Raw genomic sequence first — 20,706 nt, forward strand, 5'->3', positions numbered from 1 at the left:
CTCGCCACTACCGCAGTCCTACCGGCCCTTGGGCACTCCCGCGCGGTCGGTGACGCATGGGGCTTGCACCCCGGGGTGGCAGCTCACCTCGGACAGACGCGTTGGCGGACGCCCTCTACCGGTGAAAGGCCGAGCGTTCGCGACGTCGGTCCTCAGTATCGCCTCGCCGCCGATACTGGTCGTCGTCGACGAACTACCCCGTGCTTTTCGATACGGACCCCGGCGCCGCCTGGCAGAGCTGCCGCGACGTCGCGCTCACCAGCGGACCCTGGTGGCCCTTTCCCGAAACCGTGGTCATGAGTGAGCGGCCCACCCTGCTCACGCTCGACGAGCAGGACCGTCTCCATGCCGACGACGGGCCAGCCATCCAATGGCCCGACGGCCACCAAGTCTGGGCCCGCGACGGCGTTCTCATCGGCCCACCTCGCTCAGGGTCGGCAACGCGCGGCGCATGATCCCAGAAGCCCGCAGTGATCATCTGGTTATCCACAGGCACCTGAGTTGTCCACAGCTGATGCGGTCAGGGATTGATCGGTTGGGCCACCGCTGCTGAAGTACCTCCGTAGGGACGACGCCAGGTCCCATCCAATGACGAAGGAGCGCAGCCATGACCCGGGGTGGACGCAGCCGATCACGGCGCACGGACAGGCCAACACCGCTGGAGCACCTCGCCGGTGCCACCGGCCTCATTAGCGCAACGGCCGCCCTCCTCGCCGCCATCGCCGGGCTGCTGACAGCCGCCTCCACACTGACGGTCAGCCGCTGATGCCCGCCGTCGAGGCATGGCTGCTCGGCGGACCTGCGGACGGCCGCATCACCCACATTGAAGTTGACGACGACGGATCCCTTCCGCAGGCCATCGTCCTGCCGCAGAGCGGCGCCTACCTCGGGGCCCGCGAGCATCCCAGCCAGCCGGTGCAGCACCGCTACCTCCGCTGCGCCGGCGAGGTCGACCCGTCAACCTTCTGGTACGACGGCCCCGTCCCCCAGGACCAGTGACGTCAGCATGGGCGGCCAACCGCGCGAAGCCGGAGCGGCCGGTGTTCCGACCAGAGAACAATACCGCTCGAGCCCGACCACTCCGCTACCCGACATCATCCGCTGATCGAACACTTGTACGATTGCCTGGTGGAGGACATCGCGGCGCGCTGGTGGAACGGGATCTGGGGTCGCCTGGGCCGCCGCGATGTGTGGCTCGTCCGCGAGGTCCGGTGGAAGGTCGCCGCCCGAGCCGGCGACAGCGAGACCGGCCGGGTGCTGCGGTGGGAGTTCGACACCGAAGAGGAGGCGCTCGCCATGGTCAAGCGTCTGCTCGCCGCCGACGCGGGCGGCCAGTGGCGCAAGCAGTCCGGCGACAGCCAGCCGCCGCAGCAGACCTAGCACCGGGCTGACGGCCCGCACCTCGGACGCAGACCGTCAGCCGGACCGTCGTCAGGAGCTACAGGTGTTGAGCATGCTCTGCAGGGCCGACTTCTCCGACGACTGCAACGTCAGACCCCAGTTGTATTTAACGGTGATCCACATCTTGCTGTAGGTGCACCGGTACGACGACAGCGGCGGCTGCCAGGTCGACGGGTCCTGGTCGCCCTTGGACTGGTTGACGTTGTCCGTCACCGCGATCAGCTGCGGGCGGCTCAGGTCGTTGGCGAAGCTCTGCCGCCGGCTGGTCGTCCACGAGTTGGCACCGGAGCGCCACGCCTCCGCCAAGGGCACCACGTGGTCGATGTCGACATCGGAGGCCGCCGTCCACGTGGCGCCGTCGTACGGGCTGTACCAGCGGCCGGAGGTGGCCGCGCAGGAACTGTCGACGACGACGGAGGTGCCGTCGCGCTTGAGGACCTGCTCGCGGGTGTTGCAGCTACCGCTGATCGTGATCCAGTGTGGGAACAAGTCACGGGAGTAGCCGCTGGTCGAGCCTTGGGTTGCCACGGTCAGGGCGTTGAGCTGCGACTGGGCCGTCACCTTCGACGGGATTCCGGGGGGTGTGGCGGACGCGGGCTGTGCGCTGATGCCCACCAGGGCGGCGGCGAGGACGACTGCGGCGGCGTGGCGCGTGATGCGTGGGAAACGGGCTGAAACTCGGGTTACCCGCATGGGGGCCTCCTCGGCGCTGGGTGGACGGCAACCGTCTCTGACGATCATGTCCATCGAAAGGCGTGTTTGTGAAGAGGCGAGAAGCAGCCACGGAATTTCGAAGCACTTCACCGGTGTGCGGGCACAAGCTGGCCCAGCGGGGCGTGTGCCGCCTTTTCGTTGCGGATGCCGCCATCGAACTTTCGGCATCATCCAGCACCACCGCAGGGACCCGCCTGCTCTCAGCCAGCCGTGCAGTGCGGTGGCGTCCGTCGGGACCGCACCGCGGATGGCAGCCAAGGCGGGGCCGGCTGGCTCCAGGATTGGCGGCTTGCTGATAGTTGCTGCCCGCTTGGGCGGGTGAACCGTATCGTCAAGCTCATCTAAGGGCCGATCCATGGGCAGTGGGAGCGGGCGGTAGCTGTGAGGATCGCGACGTTCAACGCCAACAACCTGTTCTCCCGCTGGTCGTTCCAGGCGGAGCTTTCCCGGACCGTAGCGAATTCCCCGCTCGCCGAGATCGCCACCGACGCTACGCCGGACGTGGGCGGGCCGAGCAACGAGCAACCGTCAGTGGTCGAGGTGGTCCTGCCTGACGGCACCCACATGAGCGGGATCCTGCGCACCTTCGGCGGCAGACTCGTGAAGGGCAAGGACCCAAAAGCCCGGGCGTGGATCGCACGACGCATCGCCGCCCTGAACGCCGACGTGCTGTGCCTGCAGGAAGTCGAAGACCAAGACGCCCTTGACACGTTCCACCGCGACGACCTGCACCCCCTGGGCATCGACTACCGCTACCGCGTAGTCGTGGAGGGCAACGACCCCCGCCGCATCGACGTTGCCATCTGCTCCCGCCACCCGATCACCCGTATCAGCTCCTGGCGGTTCTGGCCCAACCCCAACGGGGAACCGGTGTTCGGCCGCGACCTCCTTCAAGCCGAGATCGCCGCCCCGGACGGTAAACCGCTGCACGTGCTGGTCAACCACCTCAAGAGCAACTTCATCACCGACGAACACACCCTCAGTCCCGCCGAGGTCGCAGCCGCTCGACAAGCGATTGCCGAACGACGCCGCGACCAAGCCACGGCGATCGCCAAGATTTTGCGCCGGCAGCGGCTGACCCGCCGCGTTGTGGTGACCGGCGACTTCAACGACGCCCCTGCCGCCGAGACCCTCGCCGCCCTGCAACAAGCGAACCTCACCGAACACATCCAACGGGGCACCACGATCGCCGGCCCCAACCGCGACGGGACCCTCGTCGACGACAAGTTCGCCGACCTGTCCCCCACCATCTGGACACACCGGCACCGGGCAAAGGGCGTCACCACCTTCGCCCTCTACGACCAGATCTGGACGACCCCCGACCTGACCGTCACCGCCGCGCACGTGATGCGCCGCACCCAGATCAGCGGTGACGGGTCCGACCACGATCCCGCATACATCGACCTTGTCTTCAGCTGACGCTGCACCACTCACCGGAGGCTCCGCCACTGAACGGTCAGCGACGCGCCGCAACGTCGACAGTTGCACCCGCTCGGCCGGCTCGATCCACGCCGCAGCACGCCTGACTGGAAGTTGTCCTCGTCGGGGGTCACCGGAATGTACCGGTCGGCGCCGCGGTCCCTGCGGACATGACAGCGGCATCGGTCGAACTGCTCACCTCAGGGGTTAAGTGAGGGCTACCAGCAGGCCGATGGGCACCGACGTTTGGGGCGGGGAGAAAGCTTGCGGTGGCAGGCCAGCAAGGGGGACCCGGGGGAGCCACTGCCGTCATGCCACGTCTACGAGATCCGAACCACGCGTGCCTGGGACCACGCCCGATCCACCGCTGTGGGTCATGCGCCTTACCTGGAAACAGAAAAGCATGGCATGGACCCGCTGCTGGCGCCCCGAGGCCGGGGCCTCCGCAAGCCCCGCCAGCACGGCAGTCGAACCTTCCCCTCTTCCAACTATCGGGAGGTTGGTTTCCCCGCCATGCCCGACCGACTGTGACTCCGCATCGACAGGCCACCAGCCGACTCGGTCGATCAGCCCGACGATCCAGTGTTCTGATCCGACTGCCTGGTCAGAAGAGCGGAGAGGGCTGGACTGCGCTACGGCCCGTCGTCAACGATTAAGGTGGCGCGTTCGTTTGCTCGCTTTAAGGAGGTTTAGCGTGTCAACGAAAGCTCGGCAGGTTGCCGGCTTGGTCGTGGCTGGTATGGCGTCAGCATGCGCAGCGGTGGTCACTAACGTTTTGACTGATCGCTGGAGCTGGACCCTGTTGGTGGCTCTGGGAGCCCTGGTGCTTGTCGGCCTGGGCGGACAACTGCTGGCGCTGGCATCTCCGAGCGATGACACCGGCGTCGGCGTGCGTGGAGGCGGTGCCGGCTCGGTGGTGATCGGCGGCGACAATTCGGGATCTATTAGCGTCCGTGTCAGCCAACCGCGCCGCGAACTGCCGCCTTACTCGGACACCGTCTAAGAAGGGGTGGCGATGACCTTCGGCAGGCGCGTGTCCGGCGGCGAGTCCGGATCGGTGGTGATCGGGGGCAACAACGTTGGACCGATCACGACGACGGTGGTGCAGGGGGCAAGCCGCCACCTTCGCGACGTGTACCTGGATCCGAGCGCGACGCTGGGCGGACTCGACCTGGACGAAATCGTTGGCCGCGACTGGGCATATCGGGCCATCGACGAGTTCGTCCGGACACAGCCGCGGGGGTACTTCCTTATTGAGGCCGCAGCGGGCATGGGCAAGACGACGCTCGCGGCGTCACTGGCGTTGAAGAACTCCTTCCCGGCACATTTCGGGGAGGCGACCCGCCGGGATCCCACCGGCGTGGCCCTTGCGAATCTCGCTGTTCAGTTGATCGAGGCCTACGAGTTGGAGGAGTTTGCGCCAGGAGGAGCTTTGCCGGCCAGTGCCGCCGACCCGGTCTGGTTCGGTAGCGTCCTGGCCGCGTCGGCGGAGGTAGTTCGCCGCGATAGCGGTCGACTGATCCTGGTGGTTGACGGTGTGGACGAGATGATGGCCCACCCGTCGGGCCGTCCGCTCGGGTTGCCGCTGGTCCTGCCCGACAGCGTCTACTTCGTTCTCACCTGCCGCACAGGAACGCGACTGAGTCTGGGGTCACCCTCGAAGTACATGCAGATTTCTGCGAACCAGAGCGAGAACCTCGCCGACGTCCGACTCTTCGTTGAACGGTTCGCCCGCAAGCATCTTGTCGATAAACTCGGCCGAAGCGGCATGAGCGAGTCCGGCTTTGTCGAGTCCATAACAGCAGCGAGTGGTGGGCTGTGGGTATACCTGAAACACCTCTGCGATGATGTACGCGAGGGCCGTCAACGCCCCGACGGCCTTGACGGACTGCCGAAGGACCTGAGCCAGTACTACATCGACTACTTACACCGCTGTCTGGTCGAATGCGCCGACCGCGGCGACGCGGTGCGGCTCTTCGCAGCGTTGGCTTCAGCGCGGGATCCCGTGTCGGTGGAGACCCTCGCAGCCTTCTCCGGTGTCGCCAGCCAGGACGTTTCGAGCATGTGTCGTGGGCCAATGATGCCGTTGCTGCGCGAGCGGCGCGACACCGACCTTGTCCGCTACTCGATGTACCATCGGAGCTTGGTCGAGGCCCTCACCGAAACGACACCCGCAAGCAGCAGCGGCCACCAGGCAACCGTGGATGAGTTACACGAGGCCCTGCCTCCGGCCCACCTGCGCATCGCCCAGCACTACCTGCGCCTCTTCGGCGGCCTTGACGAAGGCCTACCAATACTCGCGAACGATCCTACGGCAGCCGAAGTCGATCAACGATATCCGCTGCACCACCTCGTCGAGCACCTCAACGTCTCCGGGGCGCAGGACCGACTACATCGTTTGCTCACCGTCGGAGCACCATCGCGAGCCGCCTGGGCGGGCGTCTGGTTCATCGCTCACGAGCAAGCGGGAACGCTCTATCGCTACCTGGCCGACGTGGATATGGCCTGGTCGGCAGCCGAACGGGAAACCGAGCAGGCCCTCGCCCGCAACGGTATCGCGAAGTCCCTAGGCTCCGAAGTATGGTATGCCGTGCTCGCGGCCATGGCGGCCGACCGTGTGCAGCAGATTCCGAAGGCGCTGCTTCGACGGCTCGTTGAAGCCGGCCAATGGGACCTGTCGCAGTCCATCGAATACGCGTTGGCGCTGCACGAACCCGCTGAACAGATCGACGCGCTCACTGAGCTGTACCCGCTTGCGCCGTCGGCCGAACAGGATCGCATCCGCTCTATCATCCTGCAGAGCCTCCACCATCTACGGCTGGACGCGCGGGCACCCGGGGGCCTGGGCACGCTGGAATCCGTAGCCCGGACGCTCCCAGAGAATGACCTGCCTCGGCTTTTGGACATGGTCCGTCGGCGATCGCGGCGCGCCGTCTTCGACGTCGAGCATTTCCTACGCGCCGTCACGTCGAGCCATCCCGCTAAGGTGGCCGAGCTCGCCGAGGCCACACCGATGTTTGGCAGGGACCGTGTGCTGCGCGAGCCGCCTACAGCGACGGGCGCAGTCCGATGGGCAACGAAGACCCTCGTTCACCACAGCGGGCTCGTGTCTTCCGACGACCTACGGGTGACCGCAGCACTGGTGCTCGCCGGTCGCATGCCGACGCCAGAGTCCGATGACGTCGTCGCCCTTTGTGCGGCATTCGCCAGCAGCCAGGCGAGACTCTCCGATCAGGCGCGTTGCCTGGCCCCACTGTTGCGCTTGGCGCCCAGCGACCCCATCACCCAGATGGCTGCCGACTTGCTCGTCCGCTGCCGCGACACCGACGACTACGAACGAGCCAGCATCCTTCGCAATATTATCGCCGATCTGCCCGGGGACCTGCTCCCTTCGGCACTCGCCGCTGCTCAGACTCTCCCGCTGGCTCTTGCCGCACCAATACTCACCTCGCTGGCACCCAGACTCAACCCAACCGAATTCGTTAGTGCAATGCAGACGATCCAGGCACTACCACCTAGTCATGCCGCGACGCAGGCTCTCGCCACGATCGTTGGTTCGGTACCGGCCCGACTATTCCCCGACGCGCTGGCCGTGACTACTGACCTCGGCGATGAGAACCAACGCGACCAAGTGATGGCAGTGCTAGCGGGTAATACGCCAGCCGAGCACGCCGAAACCATGTTGGACCACGCGCGACGCGTCACCAGCCCTGAATATCGCAGCCTCGCGCTGGCCCGCCTGCTACCGCACATGCACGCCCGACAGGCCAGGAAGGTGGGCTCCCAAGCAATTGAGGCGCTCACCGAACTACACCTCTTCGAGCGAGCCCGTTCAGCCAACATCGTGGTCCCGCTGCTGCCCACAGCGCTTCTTCGGGAAGCCCTTGTAGCTCTACAATCCCGCGACCACTACGAGTATTCACGGATCGTGGCGGGCGCCGCCCTGACCCCGTACCTAGCCGAATCGCGGCGAGAGCGGGCCTGCACGCGGCTACTGGCCGGGCTGGTTCCATACGCGAAGGGGGAAAGCACCCACCGCGCACTCAAGGAGATCACAGCTCAGTTGCCGGACAGCGCGCTCGAACGCGCTGCCGAACTCGCGCGCTCTATCTGGTGGAGAGACCTCCGACAGATCTCACTCAGCCGCGTCGCGGCACGGGCGCAGGGGGAACTTCGGCAGCGGATACTGGGCGAGGTGTTGCCGAGCCTCGAAAGCGGCTGGCAGCCCGCGGCGTTCCGGCTCGTCGCCCCGATCATCACCGAAGAGCAACGCGACAAGCTGGTAGCGGTGGCGCTGAAGTCCGTCACAGACAGCACCGACAAAGAAAGATGGTCGCTTTTACGGGATGTCCAGGACTGGGTCACGGAGCCCGAGCGGGGCAGCCTTGTCGAGCAGGCCGTAAACGAAGCCATCAGCGCACCCAGCGAAATGGACAACGAGGCGCTCACCGCTGTGACGCAGTTGACGGCGACGCACATGCCCGGACGCCTCGGCGACCTACTGGATGCCCTCGCAGCAATCCCGGACCCCTATAAGTGCGGCGCGGCCTTGTGTGCCATCGCAGACGCACTCACCGAGGATCAAGCCAGCATCGCGCTCCTCCTGATCCAACATTTCGACGGCCATCAGCAGCGGGACGTGATCACCGCGCTCGCTCCACGGCTACCCCGAGCCATTATCGAGACCATGTACTCCGAGCTGCTCGCCAAATCTTCGACCTGGATCAATAGGCACGATGCTGAGAAGAGCGCTCGGAGATTGGTCGCCTACTACCTGGCATTGATGGGTAGCACATCCGGGGCCGACACAGCAGGAGCAAGCCGAAAGATCCTTGACCTAATATCGAGACTTGAAGATCATGCCGAGCGCGTCGACCTGGTTGCAGCACTCATTCCGACACTATCTGTTGGCATTCTCGACGAAGCCATACAACTATGCTGCACCGCCACACCCACTACCCCCCTTGAGCGATCAAGACTCTCGTCGTCGTTAGCACGGGCCGCACGAAACGCCCACCTCCGCGCCGGCGGCATAGCCGATCCACAAGTACGCCGACTATTCCGCCACGCCTTGCGCACCGCAGACAGCCTCAACCTGCTCCAAACGGTAATCCCCGAGACTGCTGCCTTGATCGCCGACTACGGCGGCGACCGAGCGATCGAAAACTGCATGCCACTCGCGTGAATCCACGCCATACCGAAGGACGGTGGCCCCACTGACCACGTCGACAACAACGTCGACGAGGTCGGTTGGTGTCAGTTTCGCGATGAAGTTGGGTTGCGACGCCTTAAGTTCGTCAACACCGCCCAGCGGCAGCCTTCACCGTCCATCACCCCGTCACGTCGCCTCGTTGGTGAACCAGAGCGGCCAACCTGCCTGCTGCGTCCATAAGGGGGGTTTTCGGGGGACGGTTCAAAACCCCATAGACAAACTTAAAGCCCTGACCAGCGTTTCCGCTGGTCAGGGCTTCTTCTCTGTCGGGACGGCCGGATTCGAACCGACGACCCCTTGACCCCCAGTCAAGTGCGCTACCAAGCTGCGCCACGTCCCGCCCCCGCGTGGTTTCCCCCGCGGCAGCCGGTACAGCTTAGCGCAGCAGCTCCGGCCCGTCCGCACAGGCCCCACCGGCGTCGCGACGCAACCGAACCACCCCACAAGGAGCCACCGCACAACCCCTAAAGCGTCCTAGGAGGGTGGGGTTGGGTAGGGAAATGCCGGATGGGCAGGATCGCCCATCCGGCATTCGGCAGAACTGGAGCGCGTCAGCCGTGCGCCTTGCCTCGGCCGCCGGGGCCGAGCTTCTTGCGCGGGCGGACCGAGATCTCGATGGGGCTGCCCTCGTACCCGAATTCCTCGCGGAGCTTGCGCTCGACGAAGCGCTGGTAGCCGGCGTCCAGCGGGCCCGTGGTGAAGAGCACGAACCGTGGCGGCGCGACACCGGCCTGCGTCGCGAACAGGATCCGCGGCGCCCGTCCACCACGGACCGGGTGGGGGGTGGCCTGCACCAGCGCGGTCAGCCACTGGTTGAGGTGCGCGGTCGGCACGCGGGTTTCCCAGCTGGCCAGCGCCTTGTTCAGGGCCGGTGCCAGCTTGTCCACGGCACGGCCGGTCATCGCCGACAGGTTCAGCCGGATCGCCCAGGGGATGCGGCGCAGCTCCCGGTCGATTTCCTTGTCCAGGTAGTACCGGCGGTCGGCGTCGACCAGGTCCCACTTGTTGAACGCGATAACCAACGCCCGGCCCGACTCGGTCACCATCGACAGGATCCGCTGGTCCTGCTCGCTGATCGGCTCGCTGGAGTCCAGCAATACCACGGCCACCTCGGCGGCCTCGATCGCGCCGGCGGTACGCAGGCTGGCGTAGTACTCGGTGCCACTGGCCTTGCCGACCCGCTTGCGCAGCCCGGCCGTGTCGACCAGTTGCCAGGTCTGACCGCCGATCTCGACCAGGCTGTCCACCGGGTCCACAGTGGTGCCCGCCACCGAGTCGACGACCGCCCGCTCCTCGCCGGAGAACCGGTTGAGCAGGCTGGACTTACCGACGTTCGGCCGCCCGACCAGCGCCACCCGGCGCGGTCCGCGCGGACGGTTCTCCACGATCGCCGGTGCCTCCGGCAGCGCGGCGAGGATGGCGTCCAGCAGGTCGCCGGAGCCGCGTCCGTGCAGCGCGGACACCGGGAACGGCTCACCGAGGCCCAGCGACCACAGCGACGTGGCCTCCATCTCGATGGAGGTGTTGTCGGCCTTGTTCGCGATCAGGATCACCGGTTTGGCGCTGCGCCGCAGCATCTTCACCGCGGCTTCGTCCACGTCGGTGGAGCCCACCATCGCGTCGACCACGAAGAGCACCACGTCGGCGGTGACGACAGCCGTCTCGGCCTGCGCCGCGATGGCCGCGGCCCGGTCCTTCGCGTCCGGTTCCCAGCCGCCGGTGTCCACCACGGTGAACGCGCGGCCGTTCCACTGCGCGTCGTACGGGACCCGGTCGCGGGTCACACCGGGGACGTCCTCGACGACCGCCTGCCGGCGGCCGATGATCCTGTTGACAAGCGTCGACTTGCCCACGTTGGGGCGGCCGACGACGGCCACCACCGGCTGGGGGCCGGTCGGTTGCTCGACGATGACGTCGGGCTCCCGCAGCTCGACCCACCCACCACCATCGCTACTCATGCCACGCCCCGCTCGGTGAGCAGGTCGCGCAGCCGTGCCACGACCTCGTCGATGCCCAGCTCGGTGGTGTCCAGCACCACCGCGTCGGGCGCCTGGGCCAGCGGGTTGACCTTGCGGGTCGAGTCGAGACGGTCCCGCCGCGCGAGGTCGGCGGCCGTGGCCGCCACGTCGGCGGCGTCCTCGGCGCTGCGCCGGGCCGCACGGGCCGCCTCGGAGGCGGTCAGGAAGACCTTCAGGTCAGCGTCCGGCGCCACGACGGAGCCGATGTCGCGACCCTCGACCACCATCCGACGAGCGTTGGCGATCATCTCGCGCTGTCGGGTGACGAGCAGCTCACGGACGGCCGGCACGGCGGCGACGGCGGAAACCGCACCGGTCACCTCCGGGCCCCGGATATCCGCGTCCACGCCCGTGCCGTCGACGGTCACGGCGTACCCCTGCGGGTGGGTGCCGATGTGCAGCTTGACCCCGCTGGCGACCTTGGCCACCGACGCGGCGTCGGCGAGGTCCACGCCGGAGCGCAACACGGCCCACGTGATCGCCCGGTACATCGCCCCGGTATCCAGGTAGCGCGCACCGATCGCGACGGCGAGCCGCCGCGACACGGTGGACTTACCCGAACCGGACGGCCCGTCCACAGCGACCACACATCGCCCGGTCCGTACGTTTTCCTGCACCGTGTCCTCCTCAGCCCGTACCTCACGGATCGCCCGGTGAGCTGGCGCCGCAAGCGGTTGTCAATCGTCATCAATCATGCCCGGGTCCGCTGACGGACCCACGCGCGACGCCGCCGGAGGCGACCCACGCCACCCGGACGGCCGCGTCCCGGCCATCGGTGGAGCCTACCGGCTGCCCTACCCCGAACTCGGGGGTCAGTCACCCACCGCGTTGAACAGGGCGGCGACCTCGGCGTTGGTCAACCGCCGGATCCGCCCGGTCCGCAGTTCACCCAGCCGGATGGGCCCGATCGAGGTACGCACCAGCCGGGTGACCGGGTGGCCGACCTCCTCCATCAGCCGCCGGACGATGTGCTTGCGGCCCTCGTGCAGGCTCAGCTCCACCTGGGCGGATTTACCCAGAGTGTCCACCACCCTGAACGAGTCGACAGTGACCGGCCCGTCCTCCAGCTCGACGCCGGCCAGCAGCCGCTTGCTCAGGTTGCGCGGGATCGGCCCGACCACCTCGGCGAGGTAGGTCTTCAGCACCTGGTACGACGGGTGCATGAGCTTGTGCGCGAGGGTGCCGTCGTTGGTGAGCAGCAGCAGGCCCTCGCTGTCCGCGTCGAGCCGCCCGACGTGGTAGACCCGCTGCTCCAGCCGGGCGCCGATGAAGTCGGACAGCTCGTTGCGGCCCTTGTCGTCCGCCATGGAGGTGACCACCCCGCGCGGCTTGTTCATCGCCACGTAGACCAGGCGGACGTCGACCTGGAGGCGCTCCCCGTCCACGTGGATCACGGAGGTGGCCGGGTCGACCTTGTCGCCGAGCTTGGCGACCCGCCCGTCCACGGTGACCCGGCGACGGAAGATCAGGTCCTCACAGGCGCGCCGGGAACCCACGCCGGCGGCGGCGAGCACCTTCTGCAGGCGCTCAGCCCCCTCGTAGACGGGAGCGTCGGGTTTCGGGGAACGGTTATCGGGTCGCATCAGCAAGCTCTTCTACGTCGTCGGGCAGGAAGGGTGCGAGGGGCGGCAGCTCGTCGACGGTGTTCAGCCCGAGCTTCTCCAGGAACAGCGTGGTGGTCCGGTACAGGAACGCCCCGCTGTCCGTTTCGGTGCCGCACTCCTCGATGAGGCCGCGGGTGACCAGCGTACGGATCACCCCGTCGCAGTTCACACCCCGGATGGCTGAGATTCGCGAACGGGTCACCGGCTGCTTGTACGCAACCACGGCGAGCGTCTCCAACGCCGCCTGGGTCAGTCGCACGGACTGCCCGTCCAACACGAACCGCTCGACGTACGTAGCGTATTCCGGCCGGGTGTACAGCCGCCACCCGCCGGCCGCCCGGCGCAGCTCGAACCCGTGCCCGGCCGCGGTGTAACCGGCGGCGATCTCGTCGAGCATCGGCCCGACCCGCTCGGCGGGCTGCTCCAGCACCTGGGCCAGCACCAGCTCGCTGACCGGCTCGTCGACGACAAGCAGGATCGCCTCCAACGCGCCGCGCAGCTCGGTGTCGGACAGCTCGGGCGCGGGCTCCGGCGCGGCCGTCGCCCGCCGCCGCCCCGCCACCTGCCGCCGGGGTACGTCCCCAGACGCGCCCGGCTCCACCGGCTCCCCCGCCGAGCCCTCGGTTGCCCCCGAGCCCAAATCCGACTCCGGGCCCGACGCGTTCCCGTCCGGCTCAGCGGAAATCTTGGAAGCTTCCGGCCCTCGGAGGGGCGGCTTCCCTCCAAGATCTTCCTGATCCGGCAGCGGAGCCGGGGTCGACTCGTTCGACGGTGGGGCTGACGCGTCTGAGGTGGGGGTTGCCTCGTCTGGGATGGGGGTTGGCTCGTTCGGGAGGGCTTCGGTGTCGGCGGGGGCGCTCGCGGCGGCGGGCGGGCGGGGGCGGTCCCACGGGGGCACCCAGGCGGCGGCCTGGTCGGCCAGCGAGTCCCCGCGTTCCTCGTCACTCATCCCGCTCATCCTCCGCCGTCCCCGTCCCGTCCGGCCCGTCGGCCTCCCCCGTCACCTCAGGCTCAGCCCCACCCAGCTCAGGCTCAGCCCCAACCAGCTCAGCCCCAACCAGCTCAGGCCCAACCAGCTCAAGCCCGGGCCCGGTAGGGTCCGGGTCGGCCGGGGCGCCGGCGTACTCGTCGACGTGCAGTTCGGTGTCGCCGTCGGTCGGGCCGGTCCAGCGCACGGTCAGCTCCTCCAGGGCCTGCTCCTGCACGAAGGACACCAGGCCCTCCCGGTACAGCTCCAGCAGCGCGAGGAACCGGGCCACCACCTCCAGGGTGGCCTCGCAGTCGGCGCACAGCAGCGAGAACGTCGCAGTCCCGGCCCGGCGCAGCCGGGTGGCGAGGATGGCCGCGTGTTCTCGGACACTGACCCGGACCATGTGCACGTGGGCGATGGAGACCTCCGGCACCGGCTTGGGGGTCATCGCCTTCACGGCCAACCTCAGCAACCGCTGGGGGCCGATGCCGAGCACCAAATCGGGCAGCGCCTCGGCGTAACGGGCCTCCAGGCTCACCGCGCGCGGATACCGTCGGCCGCCGACGGCCTCCAGCTCGGCGATGTGCGCCGCCGCCTCCTTGTACGCCTTGTACTGCAACAGCCGGGCGAAGAGCAGGTCCCGTGCCTCCAGCAGGGCGAGGTCGGCCTCGTCCTCCACGTCGGCGGCGGGCAGCAGCCGGGCCGCCTTCAGGTCGAGCAGGGTCGCGGCGATGAGCAGGAACTCGCTGGCCTCGTCCAGGTCCCAGTCGTCGCCCATCGCCCTGATGTAGGCGATGAACTCGTCGGTGACCGTGTGCAGGGCCACCTCGGTGACGTCGAGTTTGTGCTTGCCGATCAGTTGCAGCAGCAGGTCGAACGGGCCGGTGAAGTTGGCCAGCCGGACCGTGAACCCAGCGGGCTGCACACCGTCGACCACGGCCGCGGCGGCGGTCTCGGGCGGGTCGATGGGTGGCGCGGTCACCGGACGACCGTAGTCCACGAGGCGGGCACCGGGCGTTCCGGCTACCGCTCCGACTGGGCGGCGATCACCTCGCGGGCCAGCTGACGGTAGTTACGTGCCCCGGAGGAGGCCGGGTCCATCGTGGTGATGGGAGCACCGGCCACGGTGGACTCGGGGAACTTCACCGTCTTGGTGATGACCGTCTGGTAGACCTTGTCGCCGAACGCCTCCACCACCCGCTGCAACACCTGGCGGCAGTGCGTGGTGCGGCTGTCGTACATGGTGGCGAGGATGCCTTCGAGCTCCAGGTCGAAGTTGAGCCGCTCACGCACCTTGTCGATGGTGTCCAGCAGCAGGGCCACACCGCGCAGGCTGAAGAACTCGCACTCCAGCGGGATGAGCACACCGTGCGCGACGGTCAACGCGTTGATCGCCAGCAGGCCGAGCGACGGCTGGCAGTCGATCAGGATGTAGTCGTACTCCTTGCGGACCGTGCGCAGGACCCGGGCCAGGGCCATCTCGCGGGCGACCTCGTTGACGAGCTGGATCTCGGCGGCGGAGAGGTCGATGTTGGCCGGCAGCAGGTGCAGCCCCGCGACGTCGGTCTTGATGACCACGTCCTCGGCGATGATGTCGTCCTGCATGAGCAGGTTGTAGATGGACAGGTCGAGGTTGTGCGGGTTGACGCCCAGCCCCACCGAGAGCGCGCCCTGCGGGTCGAAGTCGACGAGCAGCACCTTGCGGCCATATTCCGCGAGCGCCGCGCCCAGGTTGATGGTGGTCGTGGTCTTACCGACGCCACCCTTCTGGTTGGCCATCGCGATGATGCGCGCGGGGCCGTGCCGATCGGTGGGCATCGGCTCGGGGATGGGCTTGCGCATCGTGTAGGCAGCCGGGTCCGCGGGACCCAGGTCCGCGCCGAGCGTGGCCTGCTGCTCGCGGAGCTCCGACGTCCAGGTCTCGGCACGGTCACCGTTGCCAGCCATGTGCTCGTTGCCCCCTCCCGACGACCCCACCCGGCGTCGGAGCCGTCCGACGTCCTTCGCGGCGCCGCTGCGCACCCCGGTCGTGTCGCCCCAGGAGGTCCGCGCCGATGCCGACTGTACGCCACCGACCAGCAGGGGGTTCGGCACCGGCCCGGCGTGTCGAGGCCGACCGCGACCGGTTCAGCCCCGGGCGCGCGGATGCGCGGTGGCGTACACCTCGCGCAACCGCTCCACGGTGACCAACGTGTAGACCTGCGTGGTGGTCACCGACGCGTGGCCGAGCAGTTCCTGGACCACCCGAACGTCGGCGCCGCCGTCGAGCAGGTGGGTGGCGTACGAGTGGCGCAGGGTGTGCGGGGAGACCGCGGCGGGCCCGTCGACGGGGAGCCCGGCCCGGTCGGCGGCGCGGCGCAGGATGCCCCAGGCGCCCTGGCGGGACAGGGCACCGCCGCGGGCGTTGAGGAACACCGCAGGGGTGCCCCGGCCGGCGGCGGCCAGCCCGGGACGTGCCCGGACCAGGTAGGCGCGGACCGCGTCGACGGCGTACCCGCCGATGGGCACCAGCCGCACCCGGCCGCCCTTGCCGCGCAGCACCACAGTGCCCTCGTCGGTGTCGAGGTCGTCCACGGCGGCGTCGGTTGCTTCGGAGATGCGCGCGCCGGTGCCGTACAGGAACTCCAGCAGCGCCCGGTCGCGCAGCGCGAGGGGCGCGTCGTCGCCGGTCGCGGTGATCGGGCCGGCGGTCTCCAGCAGCCGGATCACGTCCTCGACCGGTAGCGCCCGGGGCAGCCGCCGGGGCGGCGTGGGTGGGCGGACGTCGCGGCTCGGATCGGCGCCGGCCAGGCCCTCGCGCAGCGCGAAGCGGTGCAGGCCGCGGACCGCGCTGGCCGCGCGGGCGGCGGAGGAGACCGCCAGGGGCGGGTGCGCGTCGTCGCCGGCGCGCAGCCGCGCCAGGTGCGACTCGACGAGGCCGGCGCCGACCGACGCGAGGTCGGCGACGCCGGCGTCGGCCAGGGTCGCGAGATAACGCTCCAGATCCCGACGGTACGAGGTGAGCGTGTTCGCAGAGAGGCCACGTTCGACGGTCAGGTGGTCGAGGTACCCGCGAACGGCACGGCGCAGCGCCGGCGTGGGTGGTGTGCCCACGCCGGCGGAGTCCGTGCCGCCGGTCAGCCCGCCACCGTTCGGGCCAGCGCGTCGGCCAGCGGGAGCACGTCCATGCCGTGCGCCTCGGCGACCGGGCCGTAGGTGACCTGACCGGCGTGGGTGTTGAGGCCCAACGCCAACGCCGGGTCGTTGCGCAGCGCCTCGCGCCAGCCCTGGTTGGCCAGTTCCAGGGCGTACGGCAGGGTGACGTTGGTCAGCGCGTACGTGCTGGTGTTCGGCACCGCGCCGGGCATGTTCGCGACGCAGTAGAAGATCGACTCGTGCACCTTGTAGACCGGGTCGGCGTGCGTGGTGGGACGCGAGTCCTCGAAGCAGCCGCCCTGGTCGATGGCGATGTCGACGAGCACGCTGCCCGGCTTCATCCGGGAGACCAGCTCGTTGGAGATCAGCGTCGGGGCCTTCGTGCCGGGCACCAGCACCGCGCCGATGACCAGGTCGGCGTCGAGCACGGCCCGCTCGACCTCGTACGCGTTGGAGGCGACGGTCTGCAGGTGACCCCGGTAGATCGCGTCGGCCTGCCGCAGCCGGGCGACGTTCTTGTCCAGCAGCAGCACCTCGGACTGCAGTCCCAGCGCGATCGCGGCGGCGTTCATGCCGGAGACGCCGGCGCCGATGACCACGGTCTTGGCCGCGTACACGCCGGAGACACCGCCGGGCAGCACACCGCGCCCGCCGCCGGTGCGCATCATGTAGAAGGCGCCCATCTGCGGTGCGAGCCGGCCGGCCACCTCGGACATCGGGGCGAGCAGCGGCAGCGACCGGTCGGGCAGCTCGACGGTCTCGTAGGCGATGCCGGTGACCCGGCGGTCGATCAGCGCGTCGGTGCACTCCTTGGAGGCGGCCAGGTGCAGGTAGGTGAAGAGCACCTGCCCCTCGCGCATCCGGTGGTACTCCTCGGCGATCGGCTCCTTGACCTTGAGCACCAGCTCCGCGGTCTCCCACACCTCGTCGGCGGTGGCGAGGATCGTCGCGCCGGCGGCGGCGAACTCCTCGTCGGTGATGCTGGAGCCAACCCCGGCGCCGGACTCGACGAAGACCTGGTGGCCGCTGCGGGTGAACTCGTTGACACCCGCTGGCGTGATCGCCACGCGGTACTCGTGGTTCTTGACCTCGCGTGGGATTCCGACCTTCACGATGCAGACACCTCTCTTCGGGGCTGCTCTCCCCCGACTGCTCGGTGCCACGACGGCCCCTTTGCCGCCGCGGTACACCGGTCCCGCGGCGGCAGTCTAGGCGCGCCCACCGCCGCCGCGAGCCAGCACAGTGGCATCCGGTGCGCGGGTGTCCTGACGAAGTGTCAGGGCGCCGCCCGGCTTCGGCGGCCGAGCGTCACCTCAGCCAACAGGACAGTGTTTCACCATTATCGTCCCATCTGCCGGGTGGCGATGCGGACAGCCGACGAGTGGATCACTAATGTGTCCGCCCATGACCACTCCTCCGTACCAGCCCGGGTACCCCCAGCCGGGGTACCCGCAGGGCGTTTCCGACAAGAGCAAGCTCGTCGCGGGCGTCCTCGGCATCCTGCTCGGCACCTTCGGCGCCGGTCGGTTCTACACCGGCCACACCAAGATCGCCGTTCTCCAGCTCGTCGTGAGCCTGGTGACCTGCGGCTTCGGCTCTCTCTGGGGCCTCATCGACGGCATCCTCATCCTGGTCAACGGCGGCACGGACGCGCAGGGCCGCCCGCTGCGCGACTCCTAGACCAGACCACGACAGGGGCCCCGCGGCTGACCGCGGGGCCCCTGTTCGCGTACCTGGATCGCCGGCTGGACCGGCGGCGACGCTCAGCGCGGCAGCGGCGCGTCCGCCCGGCGCAGCTGCGTGAAGCCGGTGTCCCGGGCCCGGGCCGCGGCCAACAGCCCGGCCACCGCGGACGCGTTGGTGATCTCACCGGCCAGGACCATGGCGACCGCCTCGTCCAGGTCGATCCGCACGACCTGGAGGTCGGCCTCCTCGTCGTGGCGCTCGTGCCGCTCGTCGGCCGGCACCTCGCCCAGATCACGGGCCAGGAACACCCGGACGATCTCGTTGGTGAAGCCCGGCGAGCTGTGCAGGTCGACGAGCACGTCGACCCGCCCGGCGGTGAGGTCGGCCTCCTCCGCCAACTCCCGCAGCGCCGCCGCCGGCAACTCCTCGCCGGAGACGTCCATCAGACCGGCCGGCAGCTCCCACAGGTGCCGCCCGACCGGGTGCCGGTACTGCCGGATCAGCACCACCTGGCCGGCGTCGTCGAGCGCCACCACGGCCACCGCCCCGACGTGCCGGACGAGGTCACGCAGCCCGGTCCCGCCGCCGGGCATGGTCACCTCCTCGGTGACCACGTCGAAGATCCGCCCCCGGTACCGCTCCTGCCGGGAACGCACCTCGTACCGGTGCTCGAGGTCGCTCACGAGGTGGACGCCGCCTTCGTCGCGGCGCCGTTGCGGGCGGCCTTGCGCGTCGTCGGGGCCTCCGCCGCCGCGTCCAGGTCGACCGGCAGCTGGTCGGCCTGCGAGTACGTCACCGCGGCCTTGACGAACGAGGCGAACAGCGGGTGCGGGCGGGTCGGGCGGCTCTTCAACTCGGGGTGCGCCTGGGTGGCCACGAAGAACGGGTGCAGGTCGCGGTCCAGTTCGATGAACTCGACAAGCCGGCCGTCCGGCGAGGTGCCGGAGATGTGCAGGCCCGCCTTGGTCAGCGCGTCCCGGTAGGCGTTGTTCACCTCGTACCGGTGCCGGTGCCGCTCGCTGATCTCGGTGCTGCCGTACGCCTCGGCGACGATCGAGCCCTCGGTCAACGTCGCCGGGTACGCGCCCAGCCGCATGGTGCCGCCCAGGTCGCCCCGGCCGGCGACGATGTCCTCCTGGTCGGCCATCGTGGCGATGACCGGGTGGACCGCCTGCTCTTCGAACTCCAACGAGTTGGCGCCGTCCAGACCGGCCAGGTGCCGGGCCACCTCGATGGTCATGCACTGCAGGCCCAGGCAGAGGCCGAGCAGCGGAATGCCGGCCTCGCGGGCGTACCGGGCGGTGCCGATCTTGCCCTCGATGCCGCGCACGCCGAAGCCGCCGGGGATGAGGACGCCGTCCACACCGGCCAACGCCGCGGCGGCGCCGGCCGGGGTGACGCACTCGTCGCTGGGCACCCAGCGCAGCTGCACCCGGGCCCGGTGGCCGAAGCCCGCCGCCCGGATCGCCTCACTCACCGACAGGTACGCGTCGGGCAGGTCGACGTACTTGCCGACCACCGCGACGGTGACGGTGTGCCGGGGCCGGTGCACCCGCTCCAGCAGGTCGTCCCAGCTGGCCCAGTCCACGTCCCGGAAGGACAGGCCCAGCCGACGCACCACGTACGCGTCGAGCCCCTCCCGGTGCAGCACCTTCGGGATGTCGTAGATGCTCGGGGCGTCCGGGGCGGCGACGACCGCCTCGGTGTCCACGTCGCAGTAGAGCGACAGCTTCTCCTTGAGCTTCACCGGGATCTCCCGGTCGCAGCGGAGCACGATCGCGTCCGGCTGGATACCGATGTTGCGCAGCTGCGCCACCGAGTGCTGGGTCGGCTTGGTCTTCAGCTCACCCGAGGGCGCCAGGTACGGCACCAGCGAGACGTGCAGGTAGAAGCAGTTGTCGCGGCCCAGGTCGTGGCGAACCTGACGGATCGCCTCCAGGAACGGCAGCGACTCGATGTCGCCGACCGTGCCACCGACCTCGGTGATCACCACGTCGGGGAGTTGGCCGTCCTCGTCCGGGTCGGCCATCGCCAGGATCCGCGACTTGATCTCGTTGGTGATGTGCGGGATGACCTGGACCGTGTCGCCCAGGTATTCGCCCCGCCGCTCCTTGGCGATCACGTCGGAGTAGATCTGGCCGGTGGTGACGTTCGCCTTCCCGGACAGCGCCCGGTCGAGGAACCGCTCGTAGTGCCCGACGTCGAGGTCGGTCTCGGCGCCGTCCTCGGTGACGAAGACCTCACCGTGCTGGAACGGGTTCATCGTCCCCGGGTCGACGTTCAGGTAGGGGTCGAGCTTCTGCATCACCACGCGCAACCCGCGCGCGGTCAGCAGGTTGCCGAGGCTGGAGGCGGTGAGGCCCTTACCCAGCGAGGAGGCGACGCCCCCGGTGACGAAAATGTGCCTGGTCGTCCGTGCTGATGGGGCCAAGGCCTGCTCCCGTGTCGTCTGTCGCGGTCATGCAGACCGCCGTGCTTGATCAGCAAAGTGATCACGCGATCCACGGGATTCGACGGTAACACCTCCCGGGCGGGTACCCGCAGGCC

General features: G+C 68.9%; 19 protein-coding genes and 1 tRNA gene. 8 read left to right on the top strand and 12 right to left on the bottom strand.

The features are described from left to right. Positions 1–200 precede the first annotated feature (200 nt). The 4 genes from ACLQ3B_RS32970 (at position 201) to ACLQ3B_RS32985 (ending at position 1,380) form a co-directional block, all read left to right on the top strand. Positions 201–455, top strand: a complete 255-nt coding sequence (locus tag ACLQ3B_RS32970; protein ID WP_425784577.1) for a DUF6745 domain-containing protein — start codon at positions 201–203, stop codon at positions 453–455. 152 nt (positions 456–607) lie between these two features. Continuing rightward, positions 608–766: a hypothetical protein gene (locus ACLQ3B_RS32975; RefSeq protein WP_425784578.1), complete on the top strand. Its 159-nt coding sequence runs from the start codon at positions 608–610 to the stop codon at positions 764–766. After that, entirely contained in the window at positions 766–999 is a 234-nt protein-coding gene (locus ACLQ3B_RS32980) for a hypothetical protein (protein WP_425784579.1), read from the top strand. The genes ACLQ3B_RS32975 and ACLQ3B_RS32980 overlap by 1 nt, the downstream gene beginning before the upstream one ends. 129 nt (positions 1,000–1,128) lie before the next feature. Next, complete coding sequence (locus ACLQ3B_RS32985; RefSeq protein WP_425784580.1) at positions 1,129–1,380, top strand: hypothetical protein; 252 nt, start codon at positions 1,129–1,131, stop codon at positions 1,378–1,380. A gap of 51 nt (positions 1,381–1,431) precedes the next feature. Here the strand turns inward: ACLQ3B_RS32985 and ACLQ3B_RS32990 are convergent, their stop codons facing one another. Continuing rightward, complete coding sequence (locus ACLQ3B_RS32990) at positions 1,432–2,094, bottom strand: HNH endonuclease family protein (RefSeq protein WP_425784581.1); 663 nt, start codon at positions 2,092–2,094, stop codon at positions 1,432–1,434. Between the two features lie 402 nt (positions 2,095–2,496). Between ACLQ3B_RS32990 and ACLQ3B_RS32995 the strand changes: the two genes are divergently transcribed. From ACLQ3B_RS32995 to ACLQ3B_RS33005, 3 genes are all read left to right on the top strand, one after another. Beyond that, positions 2,497–3,534 (top strand): endonuclease/exonuclease/phosphatase family protein, encoded by a 1,038-nt coding sequence (locus tag ACLQ3B_RS32995; protein WP_425784582.1) that lies wholly within the window; start codon positions 2,497–2,499, stop codon positions 3,532–3,534. A 694-nt stretch (positions 3,535–4,228) separates the two neighbouring features. Then, entirely contained in the window at positions 4,229–4,537 is a 309-nt protein-coding gene (locus tag ACLQ3B_RS33000; protein ID WP_425784583.1) for a hypothetical protein, read from the top strand. Positions 4,538–4,549: 12 nt separating this feature from the next. After that, a complete protein-coding gene (locus ACLQ3B_RS33005) occupies positions 4,550–8,719 on the top strand; it encodes a hypothetical protein (protein WP_425784584.1) in 4,170 nt (1,389 codons plus the stop codon). Positions 8,720–9,012: 293 nt separating this feature from the next. Here ACLQ3B_RS33005 and ACLQ3B_RS33010 read toward each other — a convergent pair. The 9 genes from ACLQ3B_RS33010 to ald form a co-directional block, all read right to left on the bottom strand. Next, positions 9,013–9,086, bottom strand: a tRNA-Pro gene (locus ACLQ3B_RS33010). A 211-nt stretch (positions 9,087–9,297) separates the two neighbouring features. Then, complete coding sequence (der, locus tag ACLQ3B_RS33015) at positions 9,298–10,704, bottom strand: ribosome biogenesis GTPase Der (RefSeq protein ID WP_425784585.1); 1,407 nt, start codon at positions 10,702–10,704, stop codon at positions 9,298–9,300. Further along, a complete protein-coding gene (cmk, locus tag ACLQ3B_RS33020; protein ID WP_425784586.1) occupies positions 10,701–11,381 on the bottom strand; it encodes a (d)CMP kinase in 681 nt (226 codons plus the stop codon). The genes der and cmk overlap by 4 nt, the downstream gene beginning before the upstream one ends. 195 nt (positions 11,382–11,576) lie before the next feature. Further along, on the bottom strand, positions 11,577–12,347 hold the full coding sequence (locus ACLQ3B_RS33025) for a pseudouridine synthase (protein WP_425784587.1): 771 nt from the start codon (positions 12,345–12,347) through the stop codon (positions 11,577–11,579). Beyond that, positions 12,334–13,317, bottom strand: coding sequence for an SMC-Scp complex subunit ScpB (scpB, locus tag ACLQ3B_RS33030; RefSeq protein WP_425784588.1), 984 nt, complete (start codon positions 13,315–13,317; stop codon positions 12,334–12,336). The genes ACLQ3B_RS33025 and scpB overlap by 14 nt, the downstream gene beginning before the upstream one ends. Next, the gene (locus tag ACLQ3B_RS33035; RefSeq protein WP_425784589.1) at positions 13,310–14,320 is read right to left on the bottom strand and encodes a segregation and condensation protein A; all 1,011 of its coding nucleotides are present in this window, start codon (positions 14,318–14,320) and stop codon (positions 13,310–13,312) included. The genes scpB and ACLQ3B_RS33035 overlap by 8 nt, the downstream gene beginning before the upstream one ends. A 41-nt stretch (positions 14,321–14,361) precedes the next feature. Continuing rightward, the gene (locus ACLQ3B_RS33040) at positions 14,362–15,285 is read right to left on the bottom strand and encodes a ParA family protein (RefSeq protein WP_030487987.1); all 924 of its coding nucleotides are present in this window, start codon (positions 15,283–15,285) and stop codon (positions 14,362–14,364) included. Between the two features lie 180 nt (positions 15,286–15,465). Beyond that, entirely contained in the window at positions 15,466–16,431 is a 966-nt protein-coding gene (locus ACLQ3B_RS33045; RefSeq protein WP_425784590.1) for a site-specific tyrosine recombinase XerD, read from the bottom strand. A 23-nt stretch (positions 16,432–16,454) separates the two neighbouring features. Next, positions 16,455–17,585 (bottom strand): alanine dehydrogenase, encoded by a 1,131-nt coding sequence (gene ald, locus ACLQ3B_RS33050; RefSeq protein WP_425784591.1) that lies wholly within the window; start codon positions 17,583–17,585, stop codon positions 16,455–16,457. Between the two features lie 280 nt (positions 17,586–17,865). Between ald and ACLQ3B_RS33055 the strand changes: the two genes are divergently transcribed. Beyond that, a complete protein-coding gene (locus tag ACLQ3B_RS33055; RefSeq protein ID WP_425784592.1) occupies positions 17,866–18,153 on the top strand; it encodes a TM2 domain-containing protein in 288 nt (95 codons plus the stop codon). Positions 18,154–18,236: 83 nt separating this feature from the next. Here the strand turns inward: ACLQ3B_RS33055 and ACLQ3B_RS33060 are convergent, their stop codons facing one another. Together ACLQ3B_RS33060 and ACLQ3B_RS33065 are read right to left on the bottom strand one after the other, a co-directional pair. Beyond that, on the bottom strand, positions 18,237–18,842 hold the full coding sequence (locus ACLQ3B_RS33060) for an NUDIX domain-containing protein (protein WP_425784593.1): 606 nt from the start codon (positions 18,840–18,842) through the stop codon (positions 18,237–18,239). After that, a complete protein-coding gene (locus tag ACLQ3B_RS33065) occupies positions 18,839–20,590 on the bottom strand; it encodes a CTP synthase (RefSeq protein ID WP_425784594.1) in 1,752 nt (583 codons plus the stop codon). Before ACLQ3B_RS33065 ends, ACLQ3B_RS33060 begins: the two co-directional genes overlap by 4 nt. Between the last annotated feature and the right edge of the window lie 116 nt (positions 20,591–20,706).

It is taken from the genome of Micromonospora sp. DT53 (assembly GCF_049841535.1).
Taxonomy (GTDB): Bacteria; Actinomycetota; Actinomycetes; order Mycobacteriales; family Micromonosporaceae; genus Micromonospora.